Here is a 21,964-nt window from a genome sequence, read left to right on the forward strand (position 1 = left end):
GACTTTCGTTCTACAGTGCCCGGAGCGGAGAGCCGGATGCAGTGAAAGTTGCACGTCCGGTTCGGAGGGGGGCAGTGGGGTGTTCTCTCGTAGACGCCACCCTGCCTACCCTACGGTACGACACCGGCACCTTCGTCCGCGTGGTCGCCGTCAATTACCATGACGCGGCCGCGATCGCGACGATGCGCCGCGCCAACCAGCTGCTCGAGCGCCTGCAGCGGCATCGCCCGCCGGTGGATTCGGCTGCCTACACCGGCGGACGCTTCCGCGCCCTCAGCTTCTCCGGCCTCCCGCTCACGCGGTTTCCCGCACGTCGCCCGGAATATTCCTGACCCAGCAGAAAGGGACCAGCCCATGTATCGCGTCCATTATTTCGACACCAGCGAGGCCGCGCATGACGCCTGTCTCGATGACGGTCCCTGCATCGAGAAAGGAGACGTTCTCGCCATCCTGTCGGAAGGCGTGATCGGCCTCGCCTCGACCGATCCGATCGCCGTTACCCTCGACCCCGGCGCGCTGAGGATTGTCCGCCCGATGGCGATGGACACGCTACTGACGGAACTCGTTCACGACGCCTGCCAGATCCGCCGCGCGGTCGCGATCGCCCTGCTACACCACCTGCCCGTGCAGCCGCATTTCCTCGCCTTCGTCGCGCCGGCGCTGCCCTATCCCTATCCGCAGACCGTCGTCGCGCTCTCGTTCGACGATATCATGCTGACGATCGATGCGATCGACCACCGTATCACGGCGCTCGAACGCCGGTTGGGGACACTCGAATCCGACAGCGCGCACGCCTTCTTCCTGCAACGCTCGATCGATCATCTGTCGGCCGCCCGGAAGCGCCTCATGCGACATCCGCGACCGCCTCGCTGAACGGCACGGCATCGCCTCGCGACGATGCCGGCACCGGCTGCGCCGGAAGGAGAGAGGGACCGGATCGGCATCCTGGACATGGGGTCCGGGCATTTTGCCGAAAGGTCACGATCATGTGCATCGATCCCAACGCCGAGCCCGTCGCCTTCGCGCTCGACACCAAACTCTGCCACCTCCTCCCCACGCTGACCGAGCCGCACCGCGAGGCCATCGCCCAGGATCTGGCGCGCACCGCCATCTTCATGGCGACCGCGATGGCGGCCGACATGGCGCAGGACGCCGTGAACGGCCTCGTGCCGATCCCGAAGATGCCGTCGCTCGGCAAGCCGCCCGCACCCGCGCTGGTCCCACAGGCGCAAACGCCGCGCGATACCGTGCTGCTGACCCCCGCGGTCGCGCCCGTCGTCACGATCAAGGCCAAAACGACCGACGTCACCGTCGCCGGCTTCGACCAGCGTCAAGGCTACACGTTCGGGATCGACAACAAGTCCGACCGGCTGATCGACATCCGCCACGCCGGCAAATGCTGGTGCATCGATCCGAGCGACGAGGCGACCGACGTCGTCAGCCGCGCGATCGGCGCGCTCGCCGCGGCACACGCCGATATCGGCACCGCCCTGACCGACAAGATCGGCCGATGATCGGCAGGCCCGGTCCGCCTGCCGCACGATCCACCGTCCGCGTGAAGACGCGGTCGGTGAGGGGCGCTCATCGCGCCCTGCCCGGCCGAAGGGCCGGGGAGGGGAGGAGGATTGAAGATCGGTGTCGAGGACATGGGGTCCAGCACGACATCACAGGAGACACGTCATGAACATCGGTCAGATCAAGCAGAACGACGCGGGCATTTTCATGGGCCGCATTTCCACCCTCGCCGTCGCGATGACGATCGCGCTCAAGCCGGTCCAGTCGTCCAACCCGCGCGCGCCGCGCTACGAGATCCACGCGCTCACCCCGGGCCGGACGTGGGTGCAGGTCGGGGCGTTCTTCGAACTCACCTCGAACAACACCGGCGAGGCGTTCCTGAACGGCCGCATCGACGATCCGTCGCTCGCCGCGCCGCTGCAGGTCTCGGCCTTCCGCCAGGACGACGGCTCGTACAACGTCGTGTGGCAGCGCGCCCAGAAGCGCCGCGATGTCGGTGCCGCGCTCGGCGTCAAGGCGGATGACGATCTGTCGCCGCCGTTCGGCGCCGATGGCGGCCCGGTCGGCAACGGCCCCGATCACGATGCGGGCACCACCGACAACGGCCTGGGCGAAACCACCGCCCCGGTCGAGGAGCCGATCGGCAAGGGCCGCGGTCGCCGCCAGCGCGTCGCCGAGGACGCCTGATCCACCCCCGGTGCCGTGCACTCCCTCACGGCACCGCATGGCGCACGGGCGCGCCCCCTTTCGCTCCCGCACGCCGAAACTCGGGGCGACGCCGGCACACGGCGTCGCCCTTTTTTTGCTTCATGGGCTCCAGTCCCGATTCAACACCGTATCGGATCGATAATTTAGCTATTCCTTCGCTTTATCGCCGTATAAGCACAGGATATCGCAGTTCGAACCTGGGCCACGCTCAAGGGAAGGGGGTGATGAATGGATAGCCGGGCGAATGGTGATGACACCGCTCGCGGGACCGGCACGTCCACTTCATCACGAGGTCCCGACATGGCCGACCGCGTCTCCGTCTCCATTACGATCGGGGGGAAACTTCCCGCCGATCGACTGCCCGAACTGTACAAACTCGCCGATTTCTACGGCCTCTCGACCGAATGGGGGGGAGAACCGCTTGAATCCGTTACATCCGGCGAACCCCTGCGCCTCCATGCTCACGAGGTCCAGAACGGCAATATCGAGGATATCGAGGACTTCTGCTGCACCAACGACCTTCCGTTCAGGACGTGGTCGGGAGGCTCGCCCGGGTCGTTCTCGCCCGAGGTTCGGGTCTGGCCAGGTCATGGTCCGCGCGCGATATTCTCGGCCGACGACAACGAAAGCGTCGTGCTGACGCTTCAGGAATACAATGCTCTAGGTGACCTCGCCGCGATCGGTGAGCACTTCCGGTTGGGTGGCTTCAAACCGCCTGCGCTCTCCATCGTCCCGGGAAAGCCTGAGACCGATAGCTAACAGCGCCATCGGCACATCCTCCTGACCTAGCCCGATCCGCGTCCCGCACGCACCACCGTCCGCGTGAAGAACGCGGTCGGTGAGGGGCGCTCATCGCGCCCTGCCCGGCCGAAGGGCCGGGGAGGGGAGGAGGATTGAAGATCGGTGTCGAGGACATGGGGTCCAGCACGACATCAGGAGACACGTCATGAACATCGGTCAGATCAAGCAGAACGACGCGGGCATCTTCATGGGCCGCATTTCCACCCTCGCGGTCGCGATGACGATCGCGCTGAAGCCGGTCCAGTCGTCCAATCCGCGCGCCCCGCGCTACGAGATCCATGCGCTCACCCCGGGCCGGACGTGGGTGCAGGTCGGCGCGTTCTTTGAACTCACCTCCAACAACACCGGCGAGGCGTTCCTCAACGGCCGCATCGACGATCCGTCGCTCGCCGCGCCGCTCCAGGTCTCGGCCTTCCGCCAGGACGACGGCTCGTACAACGTCGTGTGGCAGCGCGCCCAGAAGCGCCGCGACGTCGGTGCCGCGCTCGGGGTCAAGGCGGACGATGGCGAACCCGCGCTGCCTTTCACCGCCGATGGCCGTGACGTGGCGACCTCGGGCGCAGGCGATGACACCGGAGACGGGCTGGGTGCCAGCACCGCGCCGGTCGACGAGAGGGTCTGACCGGCATCGGGCGGCGCTGACGCGTCGCCCGTATCGCCACCTCGACGGGGATCGCTTCATCGCCGAAGCGGTCCCTGTTGCCGTTAGTGCCTGTTGCAGCCGCGCGGTCCGTGGTGTACGGATTGTCTTCCGTTTTACGGAAGATACGGATTCCCATGTAACAGAAAGATGGCCGTTACAACATTGGCAGGACCAGATGAGGGTCCCATCCTGGAGGGACGCAGGGCTTAATCGATCCCCGGCCGCGTAACGAAAGATGAGGGAAACCATGACCCCTACAATCGAAAAGGCCAGATCGACCGACGTGTCGAAGCGGTTCGGCTTCTATTACGACGAGGCGATGACGCATCCGATCGCGATCGAGCGCAACGGCGCTGCCCGCGTGGTCATGCTACCCGCCTCCGAGTTCGAACGCTTGTCCCGCCTCGATCACCTCGCGCTCTCGCCGCAGGAGTTGAGCGATGAAGCCATCCACGCCATCAGGACCGCGACGCCCAGCGCCGGGTCCGTCCAGAACGATCAGTACGTCGATTGAACCGCAAGCCGGTGACCTGATCTGGTATTTCTACCTCTGGCGGCATGAACATAACCGGGGCGACGAGGACGGCTCGAAACTCCGCCCCTGCATGGTGGTTGGCAGCTATCGCTCAGCCGGAAGGCTCCGTGTCCTGATGGTGCCACTGACGACGCGCGATTATTCACCGGCTGCATCCATCCCTCTGCCGCCGCGATTCATTGAGGCCTTCGGCCTCGATGACCGATCACGCATCGTGTGGGACGACGTGAACGATTTCGCATGGGTCGGACCCGACGTTCGCGCCGGTAACGACGGTAGCACCATCATCGCCGAGGTGCCGAGCCGCATCGTACAACGTGTCGCGGCGCTGATCGTCGAGCATCGGATCACCCCCACCCGGCGAACCGAGTAGGCGATCGATCCTCGCCAACCCGAAGGGCGGCGCCCGCAGACACAGCCCGGTTCGCTGGCCGAGTGGAAAGATCATCACGATCGGCGATGATCCCGCAGCCGGGCGGCGCGTAAAGCCGTCGCTGTTCTGCCAGCGGGTATCGGCAGGCGTTTGCCCCCTATGGCGATGAGGACGCCCAGGTCCGATGCGGTTGCCGGCGATCGCCCTGGCGAGGGTCGGCCGTCGGGCGACCTTGCGGCATCCGGTCTCCTTGCCGGTGCGTCGTCGCCCGGGCGCGGCCGTCCTTGTCGAGCTTCGGAGCGGCACCACGTCGGTCAGCGAGCGACGCTGGCGGCACGCCTGCCTTCGCGCCGGGTCGTTCGGGGGTACGGGTCAGGCGACCGACATGAGCGGTTCACGAGGTTTGTCCATGGTAATGCCTGCGGGAACCTTGGGCTGATCGACGGCCCATCCGCCGTTTCGTGTCACCTGCGCCGCGCCCCGGGGCCTCGCAACCCCTTTGGCAGGGCCGTGTTGCCGCGCTTCGCGCGGCTGCCCGCACCACCCCTGCAAAAGGGGTTCCCCTCCGGTCGACCAGGCCCGCCGCCTGCGCGCCGGCCCAGCTCGCCCTCCGGTGCGACGCCCCGAACCGCGACGCCCTTCAGGTGACACCGGCGGACGGACCGCCGACCAACCCAAGGAGGCAATGCCATGAACAACGTGAACCTCGTCGGCCGCCTGACCCGCACCCCCGAACTGCGCGAAGTCAATCGCGCCACCAGCGTCGCGACCATCTTCGTGGCGACCGATCGCCCGAAGCTCAACAAGGACGGCCACACCTACAAAGGCGACGACGGCTTCACCGTCAAGGAGACCGAATACCACAAGGTCACCTGCTTCAACGGCCTCGCCAAGGCGATCGCCGGCAACCGCAAGAAGGGCGACCTCATCGCCATCGAGGGACGCCTGCACTACACCCGCTGGCAGGACAGCGACGGCAACGACCGCTACGGCTGCGAGATCATCGCCGATCGCGCCGAGTTCTACTGACCGGCCAGCGAACCGGGCGGCGCCTGCGGGCGTCGCCCTTCGCGCATGCTTCATCATCGCCCGCGCAGGACGCCTCGCCCACGGTGCTTCGCACCGCGGCCTTGCGCCAGCGCGCGCTCACCTGAAAGGTCCGGCACCATGACCGTCCAGCGCGACATGTTCGACGGCGACCCGTTCGCGCCCGAGCCGATACCTGCGGCACCGGCCCCGGTCGCTCGGGTCGACGAGCCGGCACCCGCCAGCGGCGACCACGACGGCGATGCCGTCGCGCTCGCGCCGCTGGCGGTGCCGTGCGGCTTTCGCAACCGCCGCAACGAACCCTGCCGGCGTCTCGCCGAGCGACCCGTCCTGATGAACGGCCAGCCCTTCGTCCATCGCGGTCACCAGCTGCTCCATTGCCCGCGTCCCTGCTGGCTTGACGATGACAGCGCCGTCGAGCCGGAAATCACCGACCCGCACGCCGATGACGCCGATGCCAACCGCGACCCGGATGATCCGGGAATCCAGGAAATGCCGGATTATGATATCGGGGATGACGGCGGTCAGTATGATTGGGACTGATCCTGCTGTGCTGCTGTGCCTGCTGTGCCTGCTGTGATGGCTGCGAGAGCGTCGTAGGAGAGCAGGGCGGGGCGTCCCGCCTTGTGGGCGGGACCGGGCTCTATTCGGCCCTGGCGGGCCTCACGGAGCCCCCTGGCGGGGTCTCCGCCCTGCGGGTGACGATCCCTATGCCGGCGCCGGGCGTCCTGCGCGCGGGCGACGGCAGCTGGTTCGCCCTCTCGGGCTCACTGGCGCTGCCTCTACGGCGCTGCGCCGTGCCGGCGCATCACCGCCGCCCGTGCTCGGTCCGACCCGGCGTGCCCACCACAACATAATATTTTCTCTCTCTGTGATGAGGAAGTCTGGCATGCGGGGTTGGCGGGCCGTCAAGGACGCGCGGTCCCCCCAATTTTCACGCGCGACCGCCTGAAGAAGGCGGCCCCACGAGAAAATCGGCTCCCCCGCGCGCGAGCGTTAACCGGGGTCCGCGACCCTGCGGGCCGCGGCTTCCCGGTTAACGTCCCTGACCGCCCTGACCGCCGCATGCCGGATGAGATTCCTCACCGAGAGAAGGTGAGATTTTCAACTCATGGAGGCTATCATGACCAAGTACAGCAACTTCAACGACATGGGCCGCGCGATCAACGAGCGCCGCGCCGACGAGCACACCACCGAGACCTATCAGGGGGCGTTCATCGAGGCGAGCGAGATGGCGAAGCTTTCCATCGTCAGCGAAGCCGAGAAGCTGGACATGCCCGACCCGGAGCAGGCCGCACACGCCGTCGAGCAGATGCTGGCGACGATGTTCGACGTGTTCCGCGACACTCGCATGGAGGAGTTCGCCGCCGACCTCGCATGGGGCTTCGTCAACAGCTTCCACATGGTGGCCAAGCGCATCGAGGGCCGTGAGGATGACGCCGCCAAGAAACTTGGCGACCTGGTGCGCAGCTACGACCCCTCGGAGATCTACGCGGTGGAGCTCGAAGAGACCCAGCTGCTCTGCCAGACCCTCGAGAATTGCGCCGAGGCGATGCGGTGCATGCGCGACCACGCCGGCAACGTGTATCGCGTCGAGACCGGACGGCCCTTCTCGACCGTCCGCGGCAGCCGGGTGTCGTCCAAGCTGACCGCCTCGATGATCGACGGTGCCGACTATCTGGCGGCGCGCGCGGCAAAGCGTCGGGACGAGCACAACCCGAGCGGCCCGATTGTCGCCTTCTCGGGCGGCATGGAATGGCACGACCACGAGCAGCTCTTCGAACGCCTCGACCAGATCAAGCGTCGCATCCCGTCGATGGTCCTGATGACCACCGCCATGAACAAGGGTGCCGACGCCATCGCAGCGTCGTGGGCGGCCTCGCGCGAGGTCAAGCTGGTGCGCATGTTCCTCGACAAGCGCCACGGCAACCGGGGCGGGTTCCTCCGCAACGACCGCATCGCCTCGCTGCGTCCCGTCGAAGCGATCGTCTGCGAAGGATCGGGCGTCCAGATCGACTTCGCTCGCAAGTTGCGTACCGCCGGCGTACCGCTCCACGTCTTCCGCAAGGACGGACAGGCACCGGTGCAGCCGAGCCAGCGCAGCCGCCGCGCCTGACGCACCCACGGAAGGGCTCCGGGCAACCGGAGTCCTTCCCCTTTTTTACGTCGCCCTGGGCGGCGCTCCGGGGCATCGAGCCCCATCGCGCCGCGTGGGACTGACCTATCGGTCGATCACGCCACGTTGCCCGCTCGGCACGGCTCGCTCGCGGCAGGGCAATGCCATCGCATTGCCACTGCCAGCTACGCCTCGCCGGTGCCGGGGTCGATACCGACACCCGTCGCATCGCCTCGCTCGCTTTGCGGTCATCGCTGAATGCGATGACCAGCGCGCTACGCCTCGGCCGATACGACGGGCGATCGTCGTTGAACACCAATCGGCACGCCTCGCTTGCTTCACGGCGATCCCTTCGGATCGCCGGTTCGCTACGCATCGCCGTGCCGATCGCGTTGGCTTATCGACCGCGCCGTCTCGCTCGCATCGCGGCCACGCCTGCGCGTGTCACGCTCGCTACGCATCGACCGGCGCGGTTCACCCGGCGTCACGCTTGCGGCATCAGCACGGCTCGCTGGCGGGCGCGGCGATGCCGTCGCATCGCCTGCACTGCCGCTGCGCATCGCGCCGTGCCGATCGCACCCATTGATCGGCCACGCCGTCTCGCTCGCATCGCGGCCACGCCTGCGCATGTCGCGCTCGCTACGCATCGACCGGCGCGTCTCACCCGGCATGTCGCTTGCCGCATCGGCACGGCTCGCTGGCGGGCGCGGCGATGCCGTCGCATCGCCTGCGCTGCCGCTGCGCATCGCACCGTGCCGATGCCATCGGGCAGGAGCTGACCGGCACGGCTCGCTCGCTTCACGGCGATCCCTTCGGATCGCCGGTTCGCTACGCATCGCGGTGGCGATCGCGCTAGCTTATCGACCGCGCCCGTCTCGCTCGCATCGCGGCCACGCCTCCGCGTGTCGCGCTCGCTACGCATCGACCGGCGCGGTCCGACCGAAGCCCGGCTCGCTCGCGGTGCCGCAATGCCTGCGCATTGCGAGCACCAGCTACGCATCGCTCGGGCACCCGGTCCTGCGGACCGACCCCGTGGCAGGATGATCGACCATGCCGATCCTGACGGATCGGAAGGGGGAGGGGAACCGGAGATGATGGTTCCAATGGGAGACAGACCATGTCGATCACCTTCTTCCTCAGCGTCGATCGCAAAGCCGACGCCGCGCCCGCCGTCATCACCGCCCGCCAGCTTGCCGCGTTCCGCGCCTTCGCCCGCGAACGTGGCCAGCTGCTCGAAGACGAGGATGATGACCCGCTCGTGTCGTGCTCGTTCGAAGCTCGCGTCTGCCCCTGGTCGCTCGCGTCGATCTGCGCGATCTTCGATCACGATGTGGGTGTCATCGCCGTGGTCGAGGAAGCCCAGTTCCGTGGCCTCAACGTGCGCTTCTGGCACGATGACGCGACCCGCACGATCACGATGCGCGTCGCCAGCACCCCGGACGGCGCAGCGGAGATCAATCTCGCGAACGGCAACGCCTTCCACGTCCTCGACGCGCTACGACTTTCGGACGATAATTGCGGCAGCATGCCCATCGAGCAACTACGCGAAACACTCGGCCAGCCCTATGTTCGCCGCGACCTTGGTCGCCTCGATGGTCGTTACCTCGAACGCTTCGACACCCTCGCTGCTCAGGCCGACACCAGTGAAGGGATACGCATGGTCTGGGGATAGCCTCCCTCCAGTCGCCATCGCGTCGGGGAGCATCGGGCTTCGCCTCGATGCTCCCCATTCTTATGCCTGAATGGACCGAAGCTTCGCCAACTCGGCCCAAGCATTGAAAAGGGGAGCGCCTAACGGCAGCTCCCCTTCTATTTGCATGATGGGCTTGAGCCCGCTTTCGCGCTGACCCGCTTACGCGGTCAGGCGCTTCACGGTCTCGGCGATCCCGAGTTTCTTGATCGCTCCAATGATCGCGCTGAACTGAGCAGGATCGGCCTTCATCAACCCCGACCGTTCCACCTCCTTCAGCAGCTCCGAACGCTCACGATCGGCCAATTGCTTGCGGCGTTCGTTGAGCCGCTGTTCGTCCGCCTCAAGCTGTGCCCGTTCCTGCTCGATACTCCGTGCCATATGACCTGCCTTTTCTGATCGTGGATCGGCCTCCATTTCCCACGATGCCAGCACCGCTCCACCGGCACAATAGCGACACTCATAATCGCTCGCTGGTCCGGCTTTACCGGACCAGCATGAGGCGACGGACACTGACCTTCGGCCAGGTCCGTCGTGGGGCGGGACTGCTCCGCCCAATACCCTTCGGTCCAGTCCGGTGGTCGCCTGCCTGCGGCGCTTACTCTCCCGGAACCCAGTCCAATGATCGGACATCCAGCCATGATGCCACCACCACCGCGACAGTCCCTAAGGATTTGCACACCGTACGCGGCTGCGCCGCCGTGTTTGTCTCGTAAATACAGCAGCGTAGCACTAAAACCACGGTGTATACGGTGTCTTACAATTCGTACACATTGTCCGACACCGGTGTAAGACAATGTGTACGTGGAATATATGTAGCCATTTCAGCGTTGTAAGTGTCGGACATCGTACACCGCAATATCAGGCCAGTTTGAAATGCCTTGCCATTTCCGCCTGATCGGGGTACGGCGAACCCGCTTTTTTTAGTCCCTACCAGCCCTCCCTAAAGGAGGCTGGATCCTTGTCTCGAACTCTTCCGTTCACCGTTCGTCTGCTGCCAACGGTTCGCGAGCGTCTTGTTGTTGAGGCCGAGCGGTTAGCGCTCCGGCCGTCCGACGTCGTGCGCCTCGCCGTCGAGCGCTATCTCGGCTTCTCGAAGGACGAGAACGAGAGCAGCTGGCGGCACCATCAGATTAGCGAGTTCTCGCAGGTCGCGCTCGACCGGATCATTACCCAGCAATACCCCCAGTTTCGCGAGGAAATCCTCACCGAAACCAACCGTCGCATGGAGAAATACCATGCCCGGTGACATCCGCTCCGACGGCCGCGCGCTGCCCCTGCGGCATCGCTCGTCGCGGGGTCAGACCCCGCGCAATTCCGGCAACTTCACCCGCGGCTCGCAGCTCTTCAGCCACGAGATGCTGATGTGGTTTTCCGGCATCAAGATGCCCTTCATCCTGTGGGGGCTGATCTTCTTCCTTGCCTATACCGTCATCCTCTCGCTGACCCTGGATGAGAACAACGTCCAGCTCATCTGCATGCGGGTTCTGGCGTGGTTGTGGGAGTGGATCGGGTTCGACCAGACCAAGGCGGTCGACCTGCTCATGTCCGATGGTTCGCACCAGCGCACCATCATGGGGGTCGTGCCGCATGTCGGCGAGGTCATTCGCGCGTGGAACAAGGCGGTCCACGGGCTCATCGGCTCGCTGCTGTTCGCGACCTTCGCCACCGTCCCCCTGGCGATCTGGTTCGTCGATTATTCGCAGCGGCGCGGCCGCGACATTCTTGCCGAACGCCACGAGCGTGGTGCCGCACTGGTCGAGCATGCGGTGCTGCGCGCCGAGCTTGGTGCCTACAACCGCGCCCAGTTCCTGAAGGAGGCGCGCGATCGCCACGGCCTGACCGAAAAGCAGGTCGAGACCTTCACCCAGAAAGCGCTCGCGGCCGCAGGGTTGCACTACCCCTATACCCTCGCCGGGCTGCCCTACCCGTACCGCACCGAGCAGGCGCATACGATGCTGATCGGCACCACCGGTTCGGGCAAGACGACGGTGCTGCGCGACCTCATCAGCCAGATGCGTACGCGCGGCGACCATGCCGTCATCTTCGACCTCACCGGCTCCTACGTCGAGGCGTTTTACGACCCCTCGCGCGACACCATCCTCAACCCGCTCGACACGCGCTGTCCGGCCTGGTCTATCTTCGGTGACTGCGACACCGAGAGCGAGTTCACCGCCGCCGCCGCCGCGCTGATCCCCTCCGACGGCGGGGCCTCGGACCCGTTCTGGGTCATGGCCGCGCGCACCCTGTTCATCGAGATGTGCCTGAAGCTCATCGAGCGCGGCGAGGCAACCACGCGCGCGCTCGCCGAGACGCTGATGATGGCCGACCTGAGCGACGTCCACACCTACCTCCAGCACACCATCGCCGACCCGCTGACCGCGCCCGAAGCGGCGCGCATGGCGGAATCGATCCGGGCGGTATTCAACACCAATGCCAAGGCGCTGCGGGCACTGCCCGAGGAGGGCAACGCCTTCTCGATCCGGGCGTGGATCACGCAGGAGAAGACGCCGGGCGCGCTGCTGTTCATCAGCTCGAATTACGTCGACCTCGAGATGAACAAGTCGCTGCTGACGCTCTGGTCCAACCTCGCCATCCACTCGCTGATGACGATGAAGCACAGCCGGTCGCTTCGCACCTGGTTCATGTTCGACGAGATCGGCGCGCTCCACCGCTTGCCCGCCATCGAGCAGGGGTTGCAGACCGCGCGAAATTTCGGCGGGGCGATGATCCTGGGCCTCCATAGTTTCGACAAGCTGGTGCAGGTCTATGGGCCGGAGAATGCGCGCAACCTCTCCTCGCTCGCCCGCACCAAACTGATCCTCGCTGCCGCCGACCTCGACACCGCCGAACAATGCGCCCGCTACATCGGCAACCGGGAGGTCCGCGAGATGGACGAGGCGTACAGCTACGGCCACAATTCCACCCGCGACGCCTCGACTATCACCCCGCGCACCCAGGTCGAGCCGCTGGTGCTGCCCGATGACATCGTCAACCTGCCCAGCATGCACGGCTTCGTGAAGTTCGCCGAAGGCTTCCCCGCCGCCGATATCAAGCTCCAGTGGCGCGCCTATCCGACCGTCGCCGAGGGGTTCCTGCGGGTGCCCAAGACCCGAAAGAAGGAGGAAGGACGCGGAGAAGAAGGGACGAGCGAGACGACGGGCGGGGCTGGCGGTCGCGACGGGACGCCAGAGCTAGTGAAAGACGACGTGGCAGAGGCGATGGTGGAGCGTGAAATCCCCGCCCTGCCCGCGCCTGCGTCCATCCAAGCACTGACCGGCACACCGTCGGAGCAGCAAGACCAACAGGCGGCAGAACGGCTCGATCCCTTCGCCCCCCGCAGCGCCACGGTCGAGAAGCCCGCGAGCGACGATAAGTCCGAGGACGAGCGTGCCCCCGATAGCGGCAATCGTCAGGCTGAATCGACGCCGCAGAAGGGCGATACACGGCCCCCTGCCCCGCCGCCGGTCGAGGACCAGGCGACGATCGATGAACGACACGGGTTGGGCGCTGGTCGCGGTGACGAAGACATGGTCATGGGGGACTGACGCCCATGCATTCGATCGCATCGGTACGCTCCGCCAGCGGGGCGGCGAACTACTTCGCGAAGGACGACTTCCAGAGCGGGGAATATTACACCGCCGACGGTGACGTCAGCCTCTGGGGCGGGGCCGGCGCGGAGGCGATCTGCCTCTCCGGCGAGGTACGCCGCGAGGCGTTCGAGCAGGTGCTGAACGGCCGCCTGCCCGACGGCCAACAGATCGGCGACCCGGCGCGCCGGCGTGCCGGCTTCGACCTGACCTTCTCGGCGCCGAAGTCGGTGTCGCTGATGGCCTATATCGCCGGTGACAAGCGGATCCTCGGTGAGGGCGGCGTCCACATGCAGGCGGTCCGCGCGACGATGGCGTGGGTCGAGAAGAACCTCGCCGAGGGACGCCGCGACGAGGGAGGCAAGTCGGTGCCGGTCAAGACCGGCAACCTGACCTATGCGCTGTTCCAGCACGATACCTCGCGCGCACTCGACCCACAGGCGCATGTCCATGCCATCGTCGCCAATATGACCCGCATGCCCGACGGCAAATGGCAGGCGCTACATGCCGACCGCATCTGGGCGAGCAACACCGTCATCGGCTCGGTCTACCATGCCTTCCTGCGTGAAGGCCTGGAGAAGCTCGGCTACGAGACCCGGACCACCGGCAAGCACGGTACCTTCGAGATCGCCGGCGTGCCGGCCAAGGTCATCGAGACGTTCAGCCAGCGCCGCCAGGACATCCTCGCCACCGCCGACAAGCTCGGGATCAGGAGCGCGCAAGGGTTGCGCGAAGTCACCAACCGCACTCGCGATCCCAAGCTGTCGGTCGAGGATCGGGACGGACTGGTCCGCGACTGGCGCGAGAAGGCGGCAGCGCTTGGGTTCGATGGCAGGATACAGCTTGCAGCGGCGCTGCGTGCCGCCGAACAGCCGGTCGGCGCGGGGCCGGTGGCCCGCAGCGTCGATGCGATCCGCGGCGCGGTCGCGGGCGCGCGCGAAGCGGTGGGCCATCTCCTCGCCTCCCCCGACCCGCTGGTCGACCGCGCGCTTGTCCGCATCGTCGCCAGCCCGGCTGCTGCCCGCGCGCAGTTCGCCGTCGCCTCGGCCGTCCGCATCCACGCCCAGCGCGAGGCGGCGTTCGGGACCGACCGGCTCGCCAAGACCGCGCTCGACCTTGGGTTGAAGGGCGTCACCATCGACCATGTCGCCGCGCGGATCCACAAGCTGACCGACAAGGGGCTGCTGATCCCCGGCGAGGTCCGCCACCAGGGCGTCGCCTACGCCGGCGTCACCACCCGCGACGCGCTTGCCACCGAGCAACAGATCCTTGGGGCTATCGAAGCGGGCAAGGACCAGGTGGCGCCGATGGTCCTGCCCGCCGAGGCCCCTGCCCGCCTCCAGGCCGCCAGTCCGCATGAGCTCAACCCCGGCCAGCTCGCCGCCGCGACCCTCATGGTAGCGAGCACCGACCGCGTCGTCGCGGTGCAGGGTGTCGCCGGTGCCGGCAAGTCGACCATGCTCCAGGCCGTCGCCCGGGTTGCTGAGAGCGAGGGCCGCAGCGTCCTTGGCCTCGCCTTCCAGAACAAGATGGTCGCCGACATGAAGGAAGGTGCCGGGATCGAGGCGCAGACCATCGCGTCGTTCCTATGGAAGGGGGACCGCTATCTCGCCGACCCCAGGGGCGAGGCCACCCAGGCGCGGCGGGACGAGCTGAAGAACACCATCATCGTCGTCGACGAGACCTCGATGGTCTCCAGTAACGATATGCTGAAGCTCATCCGCGTCGCCGAGGTGCTGGGCATCGAGCGGGTCGGCTTGGTCGGCGATCGCCAGCAGCTGTCGTCGATCGATGCCGGCAAGGCGTTCGCGATGGCGCAGGCAGGCGGGATCGCTACCGCGCGCATGGACGAGAACATCCGCCAGCGGACCGATACGCTGCGCACCGTCGCCGCACTCGCCAACGTCGGCAAGGCGGGCGAGGCGTTGCGCGTCCTCGGCGACAGCGTCATCGAGGACAGGAACCCGGCCGACAAGGCGGCCGACCTGTGGCTGGCGCTGGGTAAGGAAGAGCGCGAGGCGACCGCCGTCTTCGCCTCGGGTCGCGAGACGCGCGGGCATATCAACCAGCGGATCCAGGACGGCCTCGCCGCTGAGGGGACGCTGACGGGCGAGCGGCTCGACGTCACCGTCCACGACCGGGTCAACCTGACCCGCGAGGAACTGCGCTACGTGCACAACTATGCGCCGGGGCAGCAGCTGCGCGTCACCGGCCATGTGCCCGAACTGAACCTCAAGTGCGGCGACTATACCGTGACCCGGGTGATGAAGAACGGCCGCGTCGAGATCGAGCGTGACGGCCGCAAGCAGAAGATCGAGCCCCGCCGGATCGATCCGATGGACCGGAAAGACCGCCTCGAGCTGACCACGCTGCAGAGCATCTCGCTCCATGCAGGCGACCGCATCCGCTGGACCGCCAACGACAAGGAGCGGGGCATTTTCAACGCCGCGATCACGCGGATCGTCGGTATCGAGGACGGTGCCGTCACCGTCGAGTTGGCGTCGAGGGACATCGTCACGCTGCCCAAGGGTGATCCGATGCTGGCGCGGGTCGACCTTGCCTATGCGCTCAACATGCACATGGCGCAGGGCGTCACTACCGACAGGGCGATCACGGTGATGGCCAGCTACGAAACCAACCTATCCAACCAGCGGCTGTTCAACGTCGGCGTCACCCGCGTTCGCGACGACCTCACCATGGTCGTCGACAACACCGCGAAGCTGATCGCGCAGTTAGAGCGCAATCCCGGCGACAAGACCGCCGCGATGGAAGCCACTGGGCGGCTCGACATTGATGGCGCTGCAGCGCGTGCAGGCATGCCCCCTCCCCCTGCTATGTCGCCAATACCCGCTGGTTCGTCGGCAGCGGATGCTTCTCCGACAACAGGTGCAGGTCAGCAGTCCTCCAACGCGCCGATCGTGCTTCGTGACCTGCCCTCGCGTGTCGATCTGCCACCCATGCCCGCTGGTGACGCTTCGCGCTGGGAGCATGGTGATGGTCTGGGGATGGCGGTCCTGATCGATGAGCTGAAGGGCTTGCCTGATCTACCCGGTGCGATCGTGGCGCAGGACGCCAGAGCTGCCTCCACCGCCCCCACCGTATCCGGTGAACGTGCCGCTGAGCGCGGCGATGTCAAACTCACCCCTGTCTCCGAGCGCAATCTCGGCCTCGAACTTTGAGAAACAATATGACCAGCGATATTATTGAAATCAGTACGACTGCCCCGACCACGAACCAGAACCTCAACCTCCCGCCACCCCGTCAACACTCGGAGATCGCATCCGCGCAGTGCGCTCTCGGGCAAGCCTTTCGCAAGCCGACTTCGCTGGAGATGGTTTGCTGTTCGCGGCAAACCCTCATCCGCTGGGAACGTGATGACGTGTCGCCGCTGATGGTGCTCAAGTCTACTCGCGGCTGAACCGATCTACGATATGGATGAGCCGTCGCGACATTCCTGTCCGGATGTTTTTTTGGGCCTGGCCTCCTAACCGTCGGCCTTATCCATCAATCTCTCGATAGCCTGCCAGTACGGCAGTCGCTCGCGGTCGCAGTATTCGACAAAGCGCGCCATCACACTCACTGGCCCCTTTACGCTAACCTGATGGAGTTGCTCGCCAGCATAGGCCGACTTTTGACGGCGCGGCAGATTTGCGGGTGTGGCCGGCTTCGAAAAACCGTGTTCACGCCCGACATTGTCCACGGCAACGGCATCGCGCCGCTGCTCGGTTGGGCTGCGTCCTTCTCGCGCGGTCGGCTGAATATCAGACAGATCGCCAAGCCCCAGATCAATGCCCTTTGTCATGCCGTTTGCTCCATCGGGGCGTTCTGTCGCCTGATTTCCTGAATGACCTCTTGCACGAAGGTAGACGCATTGGTCCGCGCCTTTTCCAGACCGGTTACTTGCTCGTCTTCGAGGTTCCATAGCGATCGGTAATGGGTGAACATTGCCCGAAAGGCCGCGCGATCGTTCAACGCTGTCTCAAAGGTCGGGATACTTGCTCCCTTGAACTGCGACCTGATCTCCTTTTCATCACGAGTAGCGATGGCAGGGTTCACGCGCGTGAACAGCATTCGGTAGGGAATCCCCCGGCGCAGCGCCCTTCCCTCGTCCACGACGAGCTTGATGGCTCTACTTGCCTGCCTTGCGTCGACCGGAGACGCCTGGAGCGGGATGATAACAAGGTCAGTTCGTGAGATGGCGCGTGACATTGCCAAATTAGCCGTGCCCTCAAGGTCGACAATCACGAACTGGCTCGAAGATGCGGCCTCCTCAATCTGATCAATGATCGCGTTGTCCGAAGGCAGGGTTCGACAGGAGAAGCCGGGTTCTTTGGTGGCTTTCGCCCAAGTTTCGAGTGTTCTGTTCGGATCGCCATCGATCACGGTAACCGATGCTCCGGCGACGCTGAGCCCACTGGCTAGTACAAGAGCCGACGTGCTCTTTCCAACCCCGCCTTTCGGGCTTGCGAAACTGATTACCGGCATTCCTTCGCCTTTCGTGTGATTCGTCCGCTACGCCGGTCAGGGCCTGCATTCGCTACACAGCGCCTGCCTCTGCATTGCTTGGATATGGTACCCAATGCACTGCCCCGCCTGTCATTACAACCCGTGAAATGGAAGTTCTACGCCTTAACATGCTGGCCTACACATGCAGTTTATATGCTAGCCAGGCAATGCCTATGGTATGGTAGCCATGCCATGGCAACCATAGAAGGCGTAGAGATTACAATGGTAGCATTGGTATCTTGGGTACTCGGACGGTTTCTAGCCGTTTCTATGGTACCATCGGGTACCTTCACGTCCAACCGATGGCTCGCACCCATCGCAGTTGCCAGTTGGCTCCAGAATCTAGGCGACGTGGACAAAGCTTGACGGCGTAATTGGCCGCTGATTCAAGGTTGCCTTTTGGAGGCAGGGTTGGGCGAGCGGATCGGTTTGTCGGATGAGGAATGGTCGCTGATCGGGCCGCTGTTACCGTCCGAGCGCGGACGTGGCTGTCGTCCTGCTGGTGATAACCGGCCCTTCTTCGAAGGCATGATGTGGATCGCGCGAACAGGAGCGCAGTGGCGGCATCTGCCGGAGGAATATGGCAAGTGGAACAGCGTGTTCCGCCGCTACCGTCGCTGGGCGACGACGGGTGTGTTCGACGCCATGCTGGAGACGCTGGCCGGTGCGGTGGAACGCGATGGTCGCGCCGACATGATCGACAGTACGGTCGTCCGGGCACACCATTGTGCCGTGGGTATAAAAAAAGGACTGGTGCGGCCGAGGCGCTTGGCCGACCGCGCGGCGGCTTCACCACCAAACTCCATGCCCGCTGCGATGTCAGAGGTCGCCCGCTCGCCTTCGTCCTGACGCCGGGCCAAGCACATGATACGCAAGGCTTCGGACCGCTGATGCGCATGATCGCCGATCGGATCGACGCTCTGCTTGCAGATAAAGGCTATGACAGCGACGCGGTTCGCGACACCCTGGCCAGCATGAACATTGAGGCCGTGATCCCGGCTAGGCGCAACCGTCGAAACCCGGCTGCGCATGATCGGGTCAAGTACCGCTGGCGCAACCAGATCGAGCGACTGTTCAACAAACTCAAGAATTGGCGGCGGGTCGCCACCCGATACGACAAAACAGCCGAATCCTACATCGGCTTCGTCAGCCTCGCATCAGTCTTGCTATGGCTACCCTCTGTCCACGATGCCTAGCTTTAAAATACAGATACAGGCTGGACTTATGACTGCCGCATAAACGTAATCCCCGCAAATACGGGGGAATTCTATACCAAGTGCGCAATTGCAGACAAGGCGCAGGGCAATCCCTACACACATAGGGGAATTTATCATTACGCCCTTATAACGATGGGCAATGTTGATTATTCATATTTGATAGCTTAACGGGTTGTAGCTTTGCAAGCGATAATTAGTTTTAGGCTTTATATTTCTGCGTTTGATGATGCGTCATCGGCACAAACCGGGAGATGATGCGGCCCCTCAAATAGTCTGACTTGAACCGCGCCGGGTTTGCCGGAGGCCATGGGTTGTGAGTCACGCTGCCATATCGATGTTGTCTGCGGCAGCATAATATTGCTCTTCGGCTTCAGCAGGCGGGATGTTGCCGATGGGCTCCAGCAGTCGGCGATGATTGAACCAGTCGACCCATTCGAGCGTGGCATACTCAACGGCCTCGAAGCTGCGCCACGGCCCACGCCTGTGGATCACCTCGGCTTTGTAGAGGCCGTTGATCGTCTCGGCCAAAGCGTTGTCGTAACTGTCGCCGACGCTGCCGACCGATGGCTCGATCCCGGCCTCGGCGAGGCGCTCGGTGTACTTGATAGACACGTATTGCGACCCGCGGTCGCTGTGGTGAACCAGGCCGCCACGGTGAACAGGTCGACGGTCATGTAGCGCCTGCTCGAGCGCATCCAGGACGAAGCCGGCATGTGCTGTCCTGCTGGCACGCCACCCGACGATCCGGCGGGCGTAGGTGTCGATGACGAAGGCGGCATAGACGAAGCCGGCCCAAGTCGCGACGTAGGTGAAGTCCGACACCCACAGCATGTTCGGCGCTGGCGCGTAGAAGCTGCGATTGACATGATCCAGCGGGCAAGGCGCTGCCTTGTCGCTCATCGTCGTGCGAACCGGCTTGCCCCGGATCACGCCCTGTAGACCCATATCGCGCATCAGCCGCTCGATGGTGCAGCGGGCGACCGGAAAGCCCTTGCGCAGCATCTGCCGCCACACCTTGCGCACGCCGTAGACCGCAAAGTTCTCGGCAAACACGCGCGCCACCTCGGGCTTGAGAACCTGATCCCGCTGCGCCCGCGCCGACAGGCGCATTGGATTTCGTCGCTGCGCGACACGCTCGAAATACGTCGATGGGGCGATCGGCAAGACGCGGCAGATCGGCTCGACCCCATAGGTTACGCGATGATCGTCGATGAAGGCGATCATCGCCGGAACGGGCGGTCGAGCTCCGCCCGGGCAAAACATGCAGAAGCCTTGCGCAGGATCTCGTTGGCCTGGCGCAACGCGCGGACTTCGCGTTCCAGCGCCTTCATCTTGTCAGCGACCTCGGCCGGCACGCCAGCGCGCTTGCCGCTGTTCACCTCGGCCTTCTTTACCCATTCATGCAGCGTCTGCGGAACGCAGCCGATCTTCTCGGCAATGGAAACCACCGCCGCCCATCGCGATGGGGGATCGCGCTCGTGATCCAGCACCATCCGTACCGCTCGCTCGCGGACCTCGGGCGCAAACTTGTTCGTCGTCTTGCTCATATGGGCTCCACCTTCTCAGGAGTTGGAGCCTCCGACAAACCCGGGGCGGTTCAGTACATTATAAATTAATTAGTCCACATTTCACTTTCATTTGGTAATACATCTTTTCCTGCACTATAATACGAAGCGGCCGCTAACAGCATTATTATAAAAAAACATCTTTTTCTATGATAATATCTTTTTTTCACAAAAAACTCCTTGCAGATATTTCTAAATATACTCACTTAGCTTTGAATATTTTCTTCATCATAGTCGGATATATCACGCATGGCCTTGGGTGCAATCGATACTAGAACCGCGACGATTGAAGAAACGATTAAGCCTATTCCCAATATTAACTTCATATTTGCCTCGTATGGCTTGAAAGATTAAGCGCACTACACACTATGTTCCTACTTGTCACTATGTCACTGTGTCTTAGGTGTTTGATCCCGGAGTTTGGTGGTGCGGGTTTGATGTGAAGCGCTGTGGTTCGTTTTGCCGTGTCTTGCAGATGGCTTCGTAGGGAGTGAGCCCTTTGAGTGTCTTGAGCCTGCGGCCAAAATTGTAGGCCGCGACGAAGTCGCCGAGGTGCTGCCGAAGCTGGTCATGGCTGTCGTAATGGTAGCGTTTGACGGTTGCTTCCTTGATCGTCCGGTTCATCCGTTCCACCTGACCGTTGGTCCAGGGATGCTTCACCTTGGTCAGGCGATGTTCGATGTCGTTCTCATCGCAGACGCGGTCGACGATGTGGTGGAAGGCGTACTTGTCGCAGGCACGATTGGTGAACTGGATGCCATTGTCGGTCAGGACGGTATGGATCTTGTACGGCACGGCTGCGACGAGGTTACGCAGAAAGTGCGCGGCAATCATTTTGCCAGCCTGCTCATGCAGTTCGATGAAGGCAAACTTGGTGGTCCGGTCGATTGCCACGAACAGGCGCAGCTTGCCCTCTGCAGTCTGCACCTCTGCGAGGTCGATGTGGAAGTAGCCGATCGGGTAGGTCTTGAACTTGCGCTTTGGGGTTTTGTCGCCGGTTACCTCGGGCAGGCGGCTGATCCCGTGACGCTGTAGACAGCGGTGCAGCGACGAGCGCGTCAGATGTGGGATCGTCGCCTGCAGAGCGTAGAGGCAGTCGTCCAGCGGCAGCAACGTATGCCGTCGGAACGCGACGATGACCGCCTCCTCCTCGATGGTCAGCACCGTCGAGTGAGGATCCTTCGGTCCAGTCGGCAGGTCCTTGACTGCCGTGCGCTTCTTCCACTTCGCGACGGTCTTCTGGTTGATGCCGTGGCGCTTGGCCAAAGCCCTCAGGCTCTCTTGACTATGCTGTATCGCTCGACGGACTGCCTCTGTCGTGCGGGCGCTCCCGCGTAGAACCTGTCCCATAGTGCATCCTTCCAAGCTTGCGACGATGATGCACCATCAAATGACGGGATCAAACACCAATTGAACCGCGCCGGGTTTGCCGGAGGCCATGGGTTGTGAGTCACGCTGCCATATCGATGTTTGAGCTGCTGCCGGTTTCGTGGACACGAGGTTAAGCTACCTGCGCTTGTCGCTCGAAGTCCATGGTGTTGATTTTCGCTGAGAGTTGACCCGGTGTTTTCGTTGAGAAGTGACCCGGGTCGGGGGGTATGTGCCTGCCTGTTAGGGCGGGGGTCAAGCCGGGGTTTTGTCCTTTGCAGGTTTGCCTG

At 64.0% G+C, this 21,964-nt stretch carries 21 protein-coding genes, 1 pseudogene and 1 other annotated feature; of the genes and pseudogenes, 17 read left to right on the forward strand and 5 right to left on the reverse strand.

Annotated elements, in window-relative coordinates:
- The 12 genes from ABLE43_RS21555 to ABLE43_RS21610 all read left to right on the forward strand — a co-directional run.
- Positions 1-332 (forward strand): hypothetical protein (locus tag ABLE43_RS21555; RefSeq protein WP_348980108.1); only part of this gene is annotated, 332 nt, incomplete at its 5' end.
- A 22-nt stretch (positions 333-354) separates the two neighbouring features.
- Entirely contained in the window at positions 355-873 is a 519-nt protein-coding gene (locus ABLE43_RS21560; RefSeq protein ID WP_016510723.1) for a hypothetical protein, read from the forward strand.
- 113 nt (positions 874-986) lie between these two features.
- Positions 987-1,514 (forward strand): hypothetical protein, encoded by a 528-nt coding sequence (locus ABLE43_RS21565; protein ID WP_348980109.1) that lies wholly within the window; start codon positions 987-989, stop codon positions 1,512-1,514.
- A 166-nt stretch (positions 1,515-1,680) separates the two neighbouring features.
- Positions 1,681-2,202 (forward strand): DUF736 domain-containing protein, encoded by a 522-nt coding sequence (locus ABLE43_RS21570; RefSeq protein WP_167956381.1) that lies wholly within the window; start codon positions 1,681-1,683, stop codon positions 2,200-2,202.
- A gap of 321 nt (positions 2,203-2,523) precedes the next feature.
- Positions 2,524-2,982 carry a hypothetical protein gene (locus ABLE43_RS21575; RefSeq protein ID WP_052192542.1) on the forward strand — a complete coding sequence of 153 codons (459 nt, stop codon included), beginning with the start codon at positions 2,524-2,526 and terminating at the stop codon, positions 2,980-2,982.
- A 187-nt stretch (positions 2,983-3,169) separates the two neighbouring features.
- Positions 3,170-3,646 carry a DUF736 domain-containing protein gene (locus ABLE43_RS21580; protein ID WP_024310589.1) on the forward strand — a complete coding sequence of 159 codons (477 nt, stop codon included), beginning with the start codon at positions 3,170-3,172 and terminating at the stop codon, positions 3,644-3,646.
- A 268-nt stretch (positions 3,647-3,914) separates the two neighbouring features.
- Positions 3,915-4,181 (forward strand): type II toxin-antitoxin system Phd/YefM family antitoxin, encoded by a 267-nt coding sequence (locus tag ABLE43_RS21585; RefSeq protein WP_010409116.1) that lies wholly within the window; start codon positions 3,915-3,917, stop codon positions 4,179-4,181.
- Positions 4,182-4,317: 136 nt separating this feature from the next.
- Complete coding sequence (locus ABLE43_RS21590; RefSeq protein WP_062126514.1) at positions 4,318-4,575, forward strand: hypothetical protein; 258 nt, start codon at positions 4,318-4,320, stop codon at positions 4,573-4,575.
- Between the two features lie 690 nt (positions 4,576-5,265).
- On the forward strand, positions 5,266-5,604 hold the full coding sequence (locus ABLE43_RS21595; protein ID WP_010409121.1) for a single-stranded DNA-binding protein: 339 nt from the start codon (positions 5,266-5,268) through the stop codon (positions 5,602-5,604).
- A gap of 138 nt (positions 5,605-5,742) precedes the next feature.
- Complete coding sequence (locus tag ABLE43_RS21600; protein WP_348980110.1) at positions 5,743-6,165, forward strand: hypothetical protein; 423 nt, start codon at positions 5,743-5,745, stop codon at positions 6,163-6,165.
- 580 nt (positions 6,166-6,745) lie between these two features.
- The gene (locus tag ABLE43_RS21605) at positions 6,746-7,738 is read left to right on the forward strand and encodes an SLOG family protein (protein WP_037494485.1); all 993 of its coding nucleotides are present in this window, start codon (positions 6,746-6,748) and stop codon (positions 7,736-7,738) included.
- Positions 7,739-8,855: 1,117 nt separating this feature from the next.
- On the forward strand, positions 8,856-9,410 hold the full coding sequence (locus ABLE43_RS21610; protein ID WP_348980111.1) for a hypothetical protein: 555 nt from the start codon (positions 8,856-8,858) through the stop codon (positions 9,408-9,410).
- A gap of 180 nt (positions 9,411-9,590) precedes the next feature.
- On the opposite strand, the gene ABLE43_RS21615 is transcribed toward ABLE43_RS21610, so the two are convergent.
- Positions 9,591-9,809, reverse strand: coding sequence for a hypothetical protein (locus tag ABLE43_RS21615; protein ID WP_010409132.1), 219 nt, complete (start codon positions 9,807-9,809; stop codon positions 9,591-9,593).
- A 580-nt stretch (positions 9,810-10,389) separates the two neighbouring features.
- On the opposite strand from ABLE43_RS21615, the gene ABLE43_RS21620 reads away from it, so the two are divergent.
- Genes ABLE43_RS21620 through ABLE43_RS21635 form a run of 4 tightly spaced genes read left to right on the forward strand, consistent with a single transcriptional unit; the run spans position 10,390 to position 16,436 of the window.
- The gene (locus ABLE43_RS21620) at positions 10,390-10,677 is read left to right on the forward strand and encodes a hypothetical protein (RefSeq protein WP_348980112.1); all 288 of its coding nucleotides are present in this window, start codon (positions 10,390-10,392) and stop codon (positions 10,675-10,677) included.
- On the forward strand, positions 10,667-12,976 hold the full coding sequence (locus tag ABLE43_RS21625) for a type IV secretion system DNA-binding domain-containing protein (RefSeq protein ID WP_348980113.1): 2,310 nt from the start codon (positions 10,667-10,669) through the stop codon (positions 12,974-12,976). Before ABLE43_RS21620 ends, ABLE43_RS21625 begins: the two co-directional genes overlap by 11 nt.
- A gap of 5 nt (positions 12,977-12,981) precedes the next feature.
- Entirely contained in the window at positions 12,982-16,197 is a 3,216-nt protein-coding gene (gene mobF / locus ABLE43_RS21630) for a MobF family relaxase (RefSeq protein WP_348980114.1), read from the forward strand.
- A gap of 8 nt (positions 16,198-16,205) precedes the next feature.
- A complete protein-coding gene (locus ABLE43_RS21635) occupies positions 16,206-16,436 on the forward strand; it encodes a hypothetical protein (RefSeq protein ID WP_348980115.1) in 231 nt (76 codons plus the stop codon).
- A 66-nt stretch (positions 16,437-16,502) separates the two neighbouring features.
- Here the strand turns inward: ABLE43_RS21635 and ABLE43_RS21640 are convergent, their stop codons facing one another.
- Positions 16,503-16,820, reverse strand: coding sequence for a hypothetical protein (locus ABLE43_RS21640; protein ID WP_348980116.1), 318 nt, complete (start codon positions 16,818-16,820; stop codon positions 16,503-16,505).
- The gene (locus ABLE43_RS21645; RefSeq protein WP_348980117.1) at positions 16,817-17,503 is read right to left on the reverse strand and encodes an AAA family ATPase; all 687 of its coding nucleotides are present in this window, start codon (positions 17,501-17,503) and stop codon (positions 16,817-16,819) included. Before ABLE43_RS21645 ends, ABLE43_RS21640 begins: the two co-directional genes overlap by 4 nt.
- 450 nt (positions 17,504-17,953) lie before the next feature.
- On the opposite strand from ABLE43_RS21645, the pseudogene ABLE43_RS21650 reads away from it, so the two are divergent.
- Positions 17,954-18,720: pseudogene (locus ABLE43_RS21650) on the forward strand (IS5 family transposase).
- Between the two features lie 339 nt (positions 18,721-19,059).
- Here ABLE43_RS21650 and ABLE43_RS21655 read toward each other — a convergent pair.
- Together ABLE43_RS21655 and ABLE43_RS21660 are read right to left on the reverse strand one after the other, a co-directional pair.
- Positions 19,060-20,288, reverse strand: a protein-coding gene (locus tag ABLE43_RS21655) for an IS3 family transposase (RefSeq protein ID WP_348980118.1) whose coding sequence is annotated in 2 segments (ribosomal slippage) — positions 19,060-20,003 and positions 20,003-20,288 — 1,230 coding nt in all. Because the reading frame shifts where the segments join, the coding sequence is not laid out codon by codon here.
- Positions 19,891-20,007 (reverse strand) — a sequence feature (AL1L pseudoknot). Its footprint overlaps the gene before it by 117 nt.
- 417 nt (positions 20,289-20,705) lie before the next feature.
- The gene (locus tag ABLE43_RS21660) at positions 20,706-21,656 is read right to left on the reverse strand and encodes an IS481 family transposase (protein ID WP_348980119.1); all 951 of its coding nucleotides are present in this window, start codon (positions 21,654-21,656) and stop codon (positions 20,706-20,708) included.
- Positions 21,657-21,964: the final 308 nt, after the last annotated feature.

This window comes from Sphingomonas silueang, assembly GCF_040049155.1.
In the GTDB taxonomy this organism is placed as follows: domain Bacteria; phylum Pseudomonadota; class Alphaproteobacteria; order Sphingomonadales; family Sphingomonadaceae; genus Sphingomonas; species Sphingomonas silueang.